The organism is Naasia sp. SYSU D00948 (genome assembly GCF_017916515.1).
Lineage (GTDB): Bacteria > Actinomycetota > Actinomycetes > Actinomycetales > Microbacteriaceae > Naasia.
Genome location: NZ_JAFMTA010000001.1, coordinates 2,417,161 through 2,429,148, shown reverse-complemented (window position 1 = coordinate 2,429,148; position 11,988 = coordinate 2,417,161). Strand labels below are relative to the sequence as shown.

Below are 11,988 nucleotides of genomic sequence, written 5' to 3'. Positions count from 1 at the left end.
CCGGCATCGGGCGCGTGCGCCCTCGAGTCGTCCTCGGCGTCTAGAGGATCGTGGCCAGTCCGACGGCCTGCAGTGTGCCGGTCGCGGCGAGGGCGAGCGTCGCAGCCAGCACCAGCAGACGCTGGGCGATCGGGGCCCGATAGGTCGACCGGCGGAGCGGGCCGGACGCGCCCGCGACCAGCAGGCGGGGCCGGGGTCCCGGCTCCTCCATGCGGCGAACCATCCGGGACGAGGCGACGGAACTCGCCATCGCCTCGTTGATGGTGAGGGGTTCGGTGCGGCAGGGCTCGGGCATCATGTCAGGGTCCTCCGGTTGGTGTACACAGGTTAACCTCCGCCCCCGGACGGGGGCTCAGCCCTTGACAGGACCGCCCTGTTGCGTCAAGCGATCCCGGCCTCCGCACGCACGCTCGGATGCGCCCGGCAGGACCGGGCTCCGCCGTGCGGGACCTCACGCAGCGTCGCTGGGCTCGTCCGGGTCGTAGGCCTCGTACTGCTCGTCTCCGACGACGGCGGCCCGCTGGGAGCGCATGGCCGCCGACCTGCGCTGCAGCTCGGCGATGAACTGCTGCCCGTCGATGTCCGCGGAATCCTGATCGCTCTCGAGGACGGTGATCTGACTCGACGGGCCGATCAGCAGATGCACCTGGCCGACGTGGCCGTCCTGGTAGAGCGCTGGGATGTCGATGGTGTCGGCCGTCTTCGTGCGCCCCAGATCACGGGCGTACTTGAGCACCTCGTCGGCGATCTCATCGGTGGTGACGATGTGCTCCTCCGCGTACGAGATGACTTTCATGTCTGTAAGCCTGATCACCGCTCCTCCCTTTTCGTAGCCGTTGCGACGGCAGGCGGGATGGGCTAGCAGTCAAGCCCGTAGAGGACGACCGGGCCGACTGGCTAACGTCGCCCTCATCGGCACCCGCGCTGGGGACCGACACCTCCGGGAAGAAGAGACGCCATGAGCACGACCCGGAGCCTCCAGGAGGAGGCACTGAACGACCCGCTTCGCAGCCTCAGCGGACTGCACGAGGCGGGCCGCCTCCGCCGCGGAGTCGCGGAGTTCCTGCGGCTTCCTCTCCTGATCATCGCCGGCTTCTGCGTTCTCGCCGCCGGTGTCGCCCTCCTCGACGCCTTCGTCGGCGACGACGCGCCGCTCCGGCGGCTCGCCCAGCAGGTCGTCCCCGGCAAGGGGGCGGTGGACTTCGTGTCCGCGGTGGCCACGAGCCTCCTGACGGTGACGTCGATCACGTTCTCCGTGCTGCTGCTCGCGGTGCAGCAGACGTCGAGCTCGCTGACCACGGTGGTCTTCGACCAATTCCTGCGGCGCACCACGAACCAGCTCTACTTCGGATTCTTCGTCGGCGTCACCGCGTTCGCGTTCATCATCCTGGGCACCGCCCGAGGCGGCCGCCCGCCCGCATACGGTCCGGCCCTCACGCTGATCCTCACGATCCTCGCTCTGGTGGCGCTCCTGATGCTGATCCACTCGTCCATCGACCAGATGCGCCCCCAGTCGGTCGTGCGGTCGATCCACGAGCTGGCGCTGCGCGCGCGGGAGAGGGCGCTCGTGCTGCTCGGCAAGACCCGGTCCGAGCGCGGGACGCCGCTCGACACCCCCGCACGCGAGGTGCGGGTCCGGGACAGCGGCTACGTCGTCACGATCGGTGAGGATGCCCTCGCCCGGGTGGCGCGCTCCGTCGGTCGGGACGCGGAAGTGGTCATCGACGGCCGGCTCGGCGAGTACATGGTCTTCGACGACGTGATCGCCCGTGTCGTCGGGGCGGACCCGGACGACGAGAGCTGGGACGAGGACGTGCTGCGGGCGTTCGGACTGGACGACATCCGCGATGTGGACGTCGAGTCGGGCTACGCGATCGACCAGCTCGAGAACATCGCGTGGGCGACGGCGACGAGCGCCAGCCAGAGTCCGCACACGGCGACGACGGCGATCCGGGCACTCCACGACCTGGCCGGTCGCTGGCTGATGGCCGGTGAGCGGGATCGGGCACACCTCTCGAAGGACCAGCACGAGCTCCCGATCGTCTACGTCGACGGCGCCGTCGAGCGGATCTGCGAAGCGCTCGCGACCCTTCTCATCGCCTCCTCGGAGTCGCGGCAGGCGCAGACCTGCGCGACCGTCCTGAGGGCGTTCACGGGGATCGCGCCACGACTCGAGACCGAGGAGGACCGGCAGGTCTTCGGCCGCGCGCTCGACAGCGCCCTGCCGTCGATCATCCAGCACGCGGAGCTCCCGCGGCTGCAGGACGCCCTCGCCGCGCTCGAGAACGTCCTGGTCCGCGAGCGCTACGACGGAGCCCGTGTCCGGGAGGTGCGCGCGCTGCTCACCGAGGCGACGCGGCAGCTCCTGCCGAAGCCCAGCGACGAGCCCGAGGCGGCCCACCCCCGCTGACCAGGGCCCACGGCCGCGCTGGCCTTCCCGGCGAGCGGGCTGCGTCGTGCCGTACCATCACCTGAGAGCCGACGACGACTCCCCCGGCGATGATCGACGCGCCGGATGCCCGTTCCTCCGCTCCGCGGTCCACGAGAGGACCATCCGTGACCGACCTCACCGTCTTCACCCCTGCCCGCATCCAGTACTCCCGCACCCCCGGATGGCGTAAGCCCCACCGAACCCTGCTCGTCGCCCAGGGCACCCGCTGGGGGAACCCGTTCCTGCTGGCCGCCGACGGGACGGCGAACCGGGAGCGCGCCGTGCTCGAGTTCCGTCAGGCGCTCCTCGAAGGACGACTCGACATCACGGTGGAGGACGTCCGGCGCCAGCTGAGCGGCCAGAACCTCGGCTGCTGGTGCCCCCTCGACCGGCCCTGTCACGCCGACGTCCTCCTCGAGATCGCCAACGGCGGGGACGTCGCCGCTACTCCGATCCAGTCCGCTCGTCAAGGTCGCGCCCCCGCAGACGCCCCCTCGCCATACTGAGGACCGGAAGGCGGGTTCATCATGGACGCAGGAACGATCTGGACCATCGTCATCATCGTCGTCGTCGTGCTCGTCATCGCCGGCGTCGTCTTCTTCCTGATGCGGCGGCGAACCGGCGCACGCAAGATCGAGGCGAACCGGCAGAAGGCGGAGCAGATCCGGCAGGAGGCGCAGCAGCACGATCTCGCGGCGCGCGAGCGTGAGGCCGAGGCCCTCCGGGTGCAGGCCGAGGCGCAGCGCGCGAAGGCGGAGGCTCAGCAGGCTCAGGTGAACGCCGAGCGGCTGGCCCAGCAGGGCGCGGAGAAGCAGTCGGCGGCCGAGGAGGTCCGGTCTAAGGCGGACGAGCACTTCCGCAAGGCCGACGAGGTCGATCCGGACGTCGACGACGGGCCGAACTCGGACACGACGCCGCGCCACCGTCGCTGACCCGATCGCCGCACCACCTCACGGTGGCGGCGGGCGTTCGTGTGCCTCGGCTCGCACGCTGAAGGAGCGGTGACGGGTGCGCCAGGATGCGGGAGCGGCCCGGCGGGACGCACGGGTGGAGGGCCACGTTCCGTCGGCACCGACTGCCGAAGACCTGCCTCTTGCCAGGAGCAGGTCCCCGCCGACTAGGTCAGCTGCCCTCGCACGATCGAGTCGCCGGAGTGACCGGGGTCTCCGTCGAGGGGCTCCTCCGAGATGTCGACCAGGTCGTAGCTGTCCGTGTCGATGCCGTCCGGCACCGCGAACGTCCCCTCGCGGCCTTCGAGCACCCCGAGACTGACGAGCTGAGTGGCGTCGGAGGTGATCAGCCACACCTCGCGGTAGCCCCCCTCGACATCCGGGGCCTCGAGCGTGACCCGGACCACGCGCTCGCCGTCGCCGGCCTCCTCCAGCTGGGCGACGCCCTCGGCGCCCACCCAGGCGGGGAAGGGTTCGAGCTCGGCGGTCGCCAGGACCGCGGGCGTCTGTGGGCGCAGGAGCTGCCAGGTCACCGCTCCCCCGGCGACGAGGAGCACCGCCGCGGCGGCCGCGGCGAGCGCCGGGAACCAGCGAGGTCGCTTGGGACGGATCGGGATCGGTGGGTTGCCGGCCTCCGAAGGAGCGGATCGCGTCTGCTCGACCGGTGCGAGGGTCGTCTCACCGGCCGGACCGCGTGTCTCGTCCCCCGGAGCGCCGTGCCCATCCTCGAGCTCCAGCTCCGCCACGATCCTGTCCCAGACCCTCGGCGGCGGGGTGAGCAGCTCACCCGCACCGAGCGCCGTTCTGCCGACTCGTGCCGTCCGCTTCAGGTTGCTCAACTCCGCCCTGCACTCGGCGCACCCCTCGACATGTGCGAGCTCGTCGGGAGAGGCGACGTCCTCACCGAGAGCGAGGAGGGCGAGGATGTCAGGCTCGACGTGCGGCATCGGTCACCTCCAGTCGGGTGCGCAGTCGCTGCAGGCTTCGGCGGATGTGGCTCTTGACCGTGCCGAGGGGCAGACCGAGGCGGGTCGCGATCTCAGCGTGGGTCAGGTCGTCGAAGAACGCGAGCCGCATCACCTTCTGGGCGTCCGGCTCGAGGCGGGATATCTCGTCGGCGAGGAGCAGGGTGTCCGCCAGGTCCACGGGCTCCTCCTGGGCCTCGTCCTGCCGCCCGAAGGCGGCGAGCTGCTCCTGCAGCCGGCGGACCTTCGCCCGCGCCTCGTGCGTGTCCGCGATCTTGTTCTTCGCGATGCCCACGAGCCAGGCGGAGAGCCGGGCCCGGCGGGGATCGAAGCTGCTGCGTCCGGTCCACGCCGAGACGAACGTCTTCTGCGTCACGTCCTCCGCATCCCCCACATCGCCGAGCGAACGGACCGCGAGGGTGTAGACGAGTGACGACCAGCGGGCGTAGACGGCCGCGAGAGCGGCGTCCTCTCCCGCCCGGAACGCGTCCTCGAGGGCGCGCTCGTCCGCCTCGTCGCTCACCCGACGCTCCGTCCGACGTGCTGCGTCATCGTCGCCGCCTCACTGCACCGGGACCGCGGTCACCAGCACGTTGTCAGAGTAGCGGAGGGCTTCGCGGTCGAACCGGCCCCCGCAGGTGATGAGGACCAGGCGCTCGGGTCCCGTCCGCGCGAAGATCTCTCCCACAGGGAGCTCCTCCTTCCGCAAGTTGACCACGCTCTCGACGAGGTAGCGGTGCTCCACGCCGTCCTGCGTGGTCACGAGGACCTCCGCCCCGAAGGGCAGGTCCCTCAGCCGCGCGAACGGGCCGAGCCCCCACTCGAGCGAGTCGACGTGGGCGGCGATGACCGTGGTCCCCTCGTCCGACGTCGGGCCGGAGCCGTACCGGTACCACCCGGCGGTGCCGACGTAGTCCGGCAGTTCCATGAACGAGTCGGCGCGGACGCCGACGGGGATCACCTCGACGTCCACCTCGACGCCGGGGACCCGGACCCGGACCGGCGGGACCGGCGCCTCCATGGCGCGGGGCTCCGTCGTCCGGATCGGAATGTCGTTGCGGGTCGTGGCGGGAGCCGGGGCCACGGGCCCCGGCGAGCTCACCGGCGGAACCGGCGCGGGCGCGACCGTCGGCGCCGCGCACCCGGACAGGAGGAGCACCAGGCCGACGAGTGCTGTGGTGCGGATCATGGTGCTCCTCCTTCCGGGCAGGGGGGGTCAGCGCGAGCGGACCGGCTGGCGGCGGACCAGGGCGAACACCGACCCGGCGGCCAGCACCAGGACCAGCGCTGCGGCGGCCGTCCAGCCCGCTGCGGCGGGGTCGGGGTCGGCCGCGAGACCGGCCTGGCCGGAGTTCACCCCACCGGGAGCGGAGTGCAGACCCTCGATCGTCTGGACGGCGAGATCCAGGTTGCCGGCCTCGGCGCTGCCCCACGCGTAGACGATGGTGTTGGTCCCCTCGGTGACCGCGACGTCGGCGGGGCCGATGACGGGCTCGGTCGTCCCGGCGAGCGCCACCGCGGCGGACACGGTCGACGCGGGCAGGTTCAGGACCGCCTCATCGGGGTTGGCGAGCCCGGATACCACGGCCTGTCCTCCGGCGAGGATGTCGACCGCCGGCGCCGCGGCGACGTGGCGGACCGTCAGGCGGCCCTGACCGGCGGCGGTGTTCGAGACGTCGTTCGGAAACAGGTTCGCACCGGGGGTGCCGTCCGCCCCGAGGTGGGCGACGGCCGTGTAGCTGCGGTTCGCCTCGAGCGGGAGGTCGATCGGTCCGATCACCGGGCTCGACGCATCCGCCGCATCGGCCGCGGTGATGGCGACCGTGTAGGTGCCCGCCGGGAGGTCGAGCGGACCGGCGAGGTCGCCGGGCTGGAAGTCGTCGAGTGTCCGCTCGCCGTTGACGTACACGTCGACGGGAGTGTCCGGGACGGCGTGCAGCACGTACAGATCAGCGCTGGACGGGGAGATCGCGGAAGCGGGGATGGCCATCGCTCCTGCGGCGATGATGCCGGCTGCCGTGCCGGCGATCAGCGTGTAACGCATGGGGTCCTCCTAGATGATGTCGGCTTGTGCCTTCATCTAGGACTTCCCGGATCGTGCCCGCTTTGGATGCAGTCGGCGGGAACTTTGCTTCTAGCGCTCGTTCGGCACGAGGATCCACATCGCCAGGTAGATGAGGATCTGCGGCCCGGGCAGCAGCAGCGAGAGCAGGAACAGGGCTCGCACGAGGAAGGACGAGACGCCGAAGCGGCGGGCGATTCCGGCGCAGACGCCGGCGATGATGCGGCCATTGCGGGGGCGGGTCAAGCTGGGCATGTGCCCATACTGGCACCGCTTCGAAAGGACGGCAGTCCTCAGCTCTCCCTCGACTCGCCCCGGAGCGTCGCACTGGGGAGGCGCCCGAAGGCCACGCGGTAGTCGTGGGCGAACCGGCCCAGATGGGCGAATCCCCATCGGCGCGCGATCTGTTCCACCGAGGTGCCGGGCTGCGCCGCGAGCAGGTCGGCGTGGGCGGCGTCCAGGCGGGCGCGGCGCAGGTAGGACGTGGGGCTCTCGCCGGCGTGCCTGCGGAACGCGGACTGGAGGCCGCGGAGGCTCACACGGGCCGCAGTCGCGATGTCCTGTGCCGAGATGCTCTTGTCCAGGTTCTCCTCGATGAACCGCTTGGCGCGGCGGATCGCCGGGGGATCCGCTCGCGCGGCGCTGTCATCGGGCTCGAGATTGGTGGGGAAGAGCTGGAGTGTGGCGACGGCCAGGGCGCGCAGCCCGTCGGCGCGCAGGATCGGGTTCGCCCAGACCTCGGGATTGCCGAGCAGCTCCTGCTGGACGTGCCGCGCCGCAAGGATCCAGTGCCGCACCGCGGCGTCCGAGATCGGCTTGCTGTCCTCGAACAGCAGCCGGAGCCGGTCGTCGCCGGCCAGCTCACGCGCCACCTCCTCGAGGAGCGCGAAGTCGATGTTGAAGAACTCGAGGTCCGCGTTCTCCTGCTGCATCGCGTTGAGGCGGTCGGGCAGCGCGAGCCAGACGGGCTGGCTGGTGTCGATGGCCTGATTGCCCGCGGTGAGCGCGTGGTGTCCGGACCGGACGCGGCCCACCACGACGAGCCCCGGGTGCTCGAGCTGCGCCGACACCCGGCCGACGAACCGCACCCTGCCGACGGCGAGCTCGTCCGTCGCCACGACGCGCTCGGAGAAGGCGAAATCGGGCCCGGGAGGAGCCAGCCGGACGTCGCTCCAGAGCGCGCGCATCCGCTCCGCGACCAGCTCCGGATCGCGCGACTCCATCGCAGTGCGCGTGGGCTCTCTCTCCGCCACACATCGACCCTACGGTGAGCGCGTTTCCGGTCGCGCCCCCAACGTCAAAGCGGGCAACAATTCACCCTCCCGTCACCTCGCTGAACCGGTGGGTGTGCTGTGGGCCGGGGCGAAAACCCTGAACAAGGGCCGGAAGACCCTTGCGGACGCGGGCCGGGAACCGCAAGCCTCGGGCATCCTCACTCCGCTGAAGGCTCGGGGCTGAGGTGCTCGTGGACGAGGCTCCATCGCCCCTCCTGCATCGCGAAGACGTTGGTGGCCCGTCCCCGTCCGCTCACCGGCACGCCGGCGTGTCGGCCGGCGTAGGTGTACGCGTAGGTGCACGCCGCGAGTCCGGGCCCGGCGGCGAGCCAGGCGATCTCCTCGGCGGCGTACACCTCGTCCTCCACGATGCGCCAGGCGTTCTCGAAGTACGCCTGCACCTCCGCCTCGGTCGTGCACGTCGCGTCGCTGAACCAGAACACCGCGCCGGGATGGAGCACGCGCCGGACCTCTGCGAAGTCGTGGCTGTTGATCGCGGCGAGGTACCGCTGCAGAGCTCGCTCGGCGGCGGGAGCGGCGCCGGTCACCTCGCGCCTCCCGCGCTCGTCGCCGCCGGCGAGGCGGTCGCGTCGGCGGGAGCCCGCGCGATCAGTGGGAGCGTGAGGGCGGCCGCCGCGGCGGCGATGCCCGCCGCGGTGAGGAACGCAGCGCCGAAGCCCTCGCGCAGCTCCGGGACCGTCGCCGCTCCGGACGCGTGCGCGGCGACGACGGCGGTGAGCACGGCGATACCGATGGCGGCGCCGATCTGCGAGGAGGAGCTGGAGAGGCCGGAGGCGAGCCCAGTGCGGGCGGCAGGGGTCCCGGCCGCGATGACCATGGTCGTCGGGGTGAAGCTGAACGCGACGCCGGCGGCGATCAGGACCAGCCCGGGCAGCACGTCCACGAGGTAGTCGGTGCCGGCAGGGGTGCGGGCGAGCCACGCGTGCCCTGCGGCGAGGACGACCAGTCCGGTGAGGACGGTGCGTGCGGGGCCGAGCCGGGTCAGGAGGCGGGGCAGGGCCGCCACGGTGACGAGGAACCCCGCGATGGAGGTGGGCAGCATGGCGAGCCCCGCCTGCGCGGGATCCATGGTGAGCGCCTGCTGGAAGTACAGCGCGGTGATGGTGAACGAGGAGGCTCGGGCGGCTCCCCCGACGAGTCCGACGAGCGCGCCCAAGCCGACTCGCCGCTCCCGGAGGAGGGCGAGCGGGATGATCGGGTCCGCCGCGCGCCGCTCGAGGACGACGAACGCTCCGATCGCGGTGAGGGTCGCCGCGGCGCCGATGAGCACCTGCGGGGAGCCGAGACCGTGGTCGGGGACGGCGAGAGCGGTGTAGATGACGGCGACGGCCGCTCCGGTGATGCCCGCGGCGCCGGCGGTGTCGAACCGCACCCGGCGGGTGCGGGAGGCGTCGGCGGGGAGCCGCATCGCCGCCAGTGCGGCGAGAGTCGTGATCGGGACGGTGAGCCAGAACACCGCGGGCCAGCCGAGGGCCGCCGTGACCCCGCCGCCGAGGGCGACGCCGACTGCGCCGCCGACGGTGGAGGCCGCTCCCCAGGCGCTCATCGCCATGGCTCGCGCGGGTCCCGTGTAAGCGGCGAGGAGGATCGCCATCCCGGTCGGGCTGAGCACCGCGGCGCTGATGCCCTGGGCGGCGCGGGCGGCGATCAGCACCTCCTCGGTGGACGCGAGGGCGGCGGCGACGGACGCGACGGTGAAGGCCGCCGCGCTGAGGGCGAACAGGGTGCGCCGTCCGTACCGGTCGGCGAGACGGCCGCCGAGGAGGAGGAACCCGCCGAAGGCCAGGAAGTAGGCGTTGACCGTCCACGCCGCCCCGGTGTGACTGAGGCCGAGGCCGGCCTGGATGGTGGGCAGCGCGACGTTCACGATCGAGGTGTCGAGCATGACGACGAACTGGGCGGAGATCAGCAGCGCCAGCAGGGCTGCGCGGGGCGGCCGAACGGTCATCGCGGAGGTCCTGTCGTTGCGGGAAGCGGGATCAGACGTCGCGGCGGCGGAAGCCGACAGCTGCTGCCACGAGCGCGGTCAGGGTCCATCCGGCCATGACGAGGCCACCCTCCCACGGGCGGAGCTCCCCGTCGCCGATCTCGGTGGCCATCAGCTGGTTCCCGGCTTCGCTCGGCAGGTAGCGCAGGATGTCCGCCGCGGTCTCTCCCGGGATCATCGAGAGCGCGGTGGGCAGGACGAACAGCAGGCCGATGACGGCCACGATGGCGCCCGCCGAGTTGCGCAGCAGAGTACCGAGAGCGACGGCGAGGACCGCGACCAGGGCGAGGTACAGACCCGTGGCGAGCAGAGCCCACCAGTCGGCCTGGCCGTCGAGGCGGTAGTCGAGGTTCTCCTCGGCCAGGATCGGCTGGACCAGGAGGTGCGTGGCAAGTGCCGCCGCCGCCCCGGTGACCGCGCCCAGGAGAGCGGCGACGAGGGCCTTGGCGGCGAGGACGCCGAGCCGTCGCGGAGCGGCGGTGAGCGTGGGCCGGATCGAGCCGGTGCCGAACTCGGAGGAGATCAGGAGCACGGCGAGAGCGCCGAGGAGGAGCTGCCCGAAGGACAGGCCCGCCGTGGGCACCGCTCGGATCGCGGCATCAGCGGCGGGGTGACCGTCGCGGCTCGCGAGGACGAGTCCGCCGGCCGCGAGCGCGCCGACGGCCACCATCGCGGCAATCGAGCCGGCCAGCAGTATGTAGGTGGACGGCAGGGTGCGCAGCTTTACCGCTTCGGATCGGACGACGCGGGCGAAGGTGACAGCGGATCCGTCGCGTCGCGCCGACGCGGTGGCGCCGTCCGAGCGTGTGGTGGTGGTCATGTCGGTCAGTTGCCCTTTCCGGCGAGTGCCAGCGACTGGTACTCGACGTCGTTCTTGGTCAGTTCCAGGTACGCCTCCTCGAGTGAGGCGCGCTGAGGGGTCAGCTCGTAGATCAGCAGGCCGGCGCTGTGGGCGGCGACGGCGATCTCGCGGGGTTCCATCCCGGACACGAGCAGCTCGTCGTCCTCTCCGCGCTCGAGGGTGGCGCCGGCCTCGGCGAGCAGCTCCATCAGGAGGTGCTGCCGTTCGGCGCGCACCAGGGTGCGAGCGCCGGCGCCGGCGATGACCTCGGCGATCGGCGCATCGGCGATGAGTCGCCCGCGGCCGATCACGATGAGGTGGTCGGCGGTCTGAGCCATCTCGCTCATCAGGTGGGAGGACAGGAAGACGGTGCGGCCCTGCTCGGCGAGCGTGCGGGTGAGCCGGCGGACCCACAGCACGCCCTCGGGGTCGAGGCCGTTCACCGGTTCATCCAGGATCACGGTCTGCGGGTCCCCGAGCAGCGCCGCCGCGACGCCGAGCCGCTGCCCCATGCCGAGCGAGTAGCTTCCCGCCCTGCGCCGGGCGGCGGAAGCGAGGCCGGTCAGCTCGAGCACCTCGTCGACGCGGCGGGCGGGGATGCCGTGGGTGGCGGCGAGCGCGAGCAGGTGGTTGCGTCCGGTACGGCCCGGGTGGACGGCCTTGGCGTCCAGGAGCGCGCCCACCTGGCGAAGCGGGGCCCGGTGCTGCCGATAGGGGCGGCCGTTGACGGTCACGGTTCCGCCGGTGGGAGCGTCGAGGCCGAGGATCATCCGCATGGTGGTGGATTTCCCGGCGCCGTTCGGGCCGAGGAACCCGGTCACCCGGCCGGGCTGGACGGTGAACGTGACCTCGTCCACGGCGCGGCGGTCGCCGTAGGTCTTCGTGAGCCGGGTTGCTTCGATCATGCGCGGGTGCCTTTCGCGTCGAGGTGCTGGGGATGAGTGGTGAGGGCGAGGACGTCACGGATGAGGTCGGGGGCGTGGTGGGAGGAGACGGTGGTGCCGTACCGGCCGTCGATCACGGTCGCCTGACGGACCGGCTCTGCGCGGTGCCGGCCGAGGACGGCGAAGGTGCGGTCGTCCGCGGCGACCGCACGGCCGTCGAGCACTCCGGCTGTGGCGGCGATGAGGGAGCCTCCGCCGATGGCGATCGTCCAGGTCGAGGTGGTGTCGGCCGCGCGCAGCCACCGGTGCACCGTTCCGTTGACGAGGTGCCGGTGGATGCCGGCGCCGCCGGGGACGACGACGATGTCCGGGTGCGGGAGCTCATCGAGGACCGCGTCGACCGTCAGCTCGATGCTCCGGCTGTCACCGCGCACCGGGCCGATCCGCTCGCCGACGAAGGTCGCCGTGACCCCGGCGCCGGCGAGGGCTTCGTGCGCAGTGACGGCGTCGAGCGCGTCGAACCGCTCGAACAGCAGAATGGCGGCGTGCATGGAGGCAAGACTCGCCCCACGG

Annotated in this window: 16 protein-coding genes; 3 read left to right on the top strand and 13 right to left on the bottom strand. The window is 72.0% G+C overall.

The features are described 5' to 3' along the window. Positions 1-40: 40 nt before the first annotated feature. Positions 41-298, bottom strand: coding sequence for a hypothetical protein (locus tag J3P30_RS11475; protein WP_210481150.1), 258 nt, complete (start codon positions 296-298; stop codon positions 41-43). A gap of 153 nt (positions 299-451) precedes the next feature. Next, positions 452-796, bottom strand: a complete 345-nt coding sequence (locus tag J3P30_RS11470) for a hypothetical protein (protein WP_210481149.1) — start codon at positions 794-796, stop codon at positions 452-454. A 162-nt stretch (positions 797-958) separates the two neighbouring features. Between J3P30_RS11470 and J3P30_RS11465 the strand changes: the two genes are divergently transcribed. The 3 genes from J3P30_RS11465 (at position 959) to J3P30_RS11455 (ending at position 3,363) form a co-directional block, all read left to right on the top strand. After that, positions 959-2,410 carry a DUF2254 family protein gene (locus tag J3P30_RS11465; protein ID WP_210481148.1) on the top strand — a complete coding sequence of 484 codons (1,452 nt, stop codon included), beginning with the start codon at positions 959-961 and terminating at the stop codon, positions 2,408-2,410. Between the two features lie 146 nt (positions 2,411-2,556). Further along, a complete protein-coding gene (locus J3P30_RS11460; RefSeq protein WP_210481147.1) occupies positions 2,557-2,937 on the top strand; it encodes a DUF4326 domain-containing protein in 381 nt (126 codons plus the stop codon). 21 nt (positions 2,938-2,958) lie between these two features. Next, complete coding sequence (locus tag J3P30_RS11455; protein WP_210481146.1) at positions 2,959-3,363, top strand: hypothetical protein; 405 nt, start codon at positions 2,959-2,961, stop codon at positions 3,361-3,363. A 185-nt stretch (positions 3,364-3,548) separates the two neighbouring features. On the opposite strand, the gene J3P30_RS11450 is transcribed toward J3P30_RS11455, so the two are convergent. The 11 genes from J3P30_RS11450 to J3P30_RS11400 all read right to left on the bottom strand — a co-directional run bounded on the left by J3P30_RS11450 (position 3,549) and on the right by J3P30_RS11400 (position 11,966). After that, a complete protein-coding gene (locus tag J3P30_RS11450; protein ID WP_210481145.1) occupies positions 3,549-4,328 on the bottom strand; it encodes an anti-sigma factor in 780 nt (259 codons plus the stop codon). Beyond that, the gene (locus tag J3P30_RS11445; RefSeq protein WP_210481144.1) at positions 4,309-4,869 is read right to left on the bottom strand and encodes an RNA polymerase sigma factor; all 561 of its coding nucleotides are present in this window, start codon (positions 4,867-4,869) and stop codon (positions 4,309-4,311) included. Before J3P30_RS11445 ends, J3P30_RS11450 begins: the two co-directional genes overlap by 20 nt. A 39-nt stretch (positions 4,870-4,908) precedes the next feature. Continuing rightward, positions 4,909-5,535 carry a class F sortase gene (locus J3P30_RS11440; RefSeq protein ID WP_210481143.1) on the bottom strand — a complete coding sequence of 209 codons (627 nt, stop codon included), beginning with the start codon at positions 5,533-5,535 and terminating at the stop codon, positions 4,909-4,911. 27 nt (positions 5,536-5,562) lie between these two features. Continuing rightward, the gene (locus J3P30_RS11435) at positions 5,563-6,390 is read right to left on the bottom strand and encodes a DUF4397 domain-containing protein (protein ID WP_210481142.1); all 828 of its coding nucleotides are present in this window, start codon (positions 6,388-6,390) and stop codon (positions 5,563-5,565) included. A gap of 90 nt (positions 6,391-6,480) precedes the next feature. Then, entirely contained in the window at positions 6,481-6,663 is a 183-nt protein-coding gene (locus J3P30_RS11430; protein ID WP_210481141.1) for a PspC domain-containing protein, read from the bottom strand. A gap of 38 nt (positions 6,664-6,701) precedes the next feature. Continuing rightward, positions 6,702-7,661 (bottom strand): AraC family transcriptional regulator, encoded by a 960-nt coding sequence (locus J3P30_RS11425; RefSeq protein WP_210481140.1) that lies wholly within the window; start codon positions 7,659-7,661, stop codon positions 6,702-6,704. A gap of 179 nt (positions 7,662-7,840) precedes the next feature. Continuing rightward, positions 7,841-8,230: a nuclear transport factor 2 family protein gene (locus J3P30_RS11420; RefSeq protein ID WP_210481139.1), complete on the bottom strand. Its 390-nt coding sequence runs from the start codon at positions 8,228-8,230 to the stop codon at positions 7,841-7,843. Then, positions 8,227-9,651, bottom strand: coding sequence for an MFS transporter (locus J3P30_RS11415; protein WP_210481138.1), 1,425 nt, complete (start codon positions 9,649-9,651; stop codon positions 8,227-8,229). The genes J3P30_RS11420 and J3P30_RS11415 overlap by 4 nt, the downstream gene beginning before the upstream one ends. 31 nt (positions 9,652-9,682) lie before the next feature. Then, complete coding sequence (locus J3P30_RS11410; RefSeq protein ID WP_210481137.1) at positions 9,683-10,510, bottom strand: ABC transporter permease subunit; 828 nt, start codon at positions 10,508-10,510, stop codon at positions 9,683-9,685. 5 nt (positions 10,511-10,515) lie between these two features. Then, positions 10,516-11,436, bottom strand: coding sequence for an ABC transporter ATP-binding protein (locus J3P30_RS11405; RefSeq protein WP_210481136.1), 921 nt, complete (start codon positions 11,434-11,436; stop codon positions 10,516-10,518). Next, positions 11,433-11,966 (bottom strand): DJ-1/PfpI family protein, encoded by a 534-nt coding sequence (locus tag J3P30_RS11400; protein ID WP_210481135.1) that lies wholly within the window; start codon positions 11,964-11,966, stop codon positions 11,433-11,435. Before J3P30_RS11400 ends, J3P30_RS11405 begins: the two co-directional genes overlap by 4 nt. Positions 11,967-11,988 lie beyond the last annotated feature (22 nt).

What these genes read in the sequence shown, in the direction of transcription:
- J3P30_RS11475 (WP_210481150.1), bottom strand. Translation starts at nt 298, where the DNA reads ATGATGCCCGAGCCCTGCCGCACCGAACCCCTCACCATCAACGAGGCG.
- J3P30_RS11470 (WP_210481149.1), bottom strand. Translation starts at nt 796, where the DNA reads ATGAAAGTCATCTCGTACGCGGAGGAGCACATCGTCACCACCGATGAG.
- J3P30_RS11465 (WP_210481148.1), top strand. Translation starts at nt 959, where the DNA reads ATGAGCACGACCCGGAGCCTCCAGGAGGAGGCACTGAACGACCCGCTT.
- J3P30_RS11455 (WP_210481146.1), top strand. Translation starts at nt 2,959, where the DNA reads ATGGACGCAGGAACGATCTGGACCATCGTCATCATCGTCGTCGTCGTG.
- J3P30_RS11450 (WP_210481145.1), bottom strand. Translation starts at nt 4,328, where the DNA reads ATGCCGCACGTCGAGCCTGACATCCTCGCCCTCCTCGCTCTCGGTGAG.
- J3P30_RS11440 (WP_210481143.1), bottom strand. Translation starts at nt 5,535, where the DNA reads ATGATCCGCACCACAGCACTCGTCGGCCTGGTGCTCCTCCTGTCCGGG.
- J3P30_RS11435 (WP_210481142.1), bottom strand. Translation starts at nt 6,390, where the DNA reads ATGCGTTACACGCTGATCGCCGGCACGGCAGCCGGCATCATCGCCGCA.
- J3P30_RS11430 (WP_210481141.1), bottom strand. Translation starts at nt 6,663, where the DNA reads ATGCCCAGCTTGACCCGCCCCCGCAATGGCCGCATCATCGCCGGCGTC.
- J3P30_RS11415 (WP_210481138.1), bottom strand. Translation starts at nt 9,651, where the DNA reads ATGACCGTTCGGCCGCCCCGCGCAGCCCTGCTGGCGCTGCTGATCTCC.
- J3P30_RS11410 (WP_210481137.1), bottom strand. Translation starts at nt 10,510, where the DNA reads ATGACCACCACCACACGCTCGGACGGCGCCACCGCGTCGGCGCGACGC.
- J3P30_RS11405 (WP_210481136.1), bottom strand. Translation starts at nt 11,436, where the DNA reads ATGATCGAAGCAACCCGGCTCACGAAGACCTACGGCGACCGCCGCGCC.
- J3P30_RS11400 (WP_210481135.1), bottom strand. Translation starts at nt 11,966, where the DNA reads ATGCACGCCGCCATTCTGCTGTTCGAGCGGTTCGACGCGCTCGACGCC.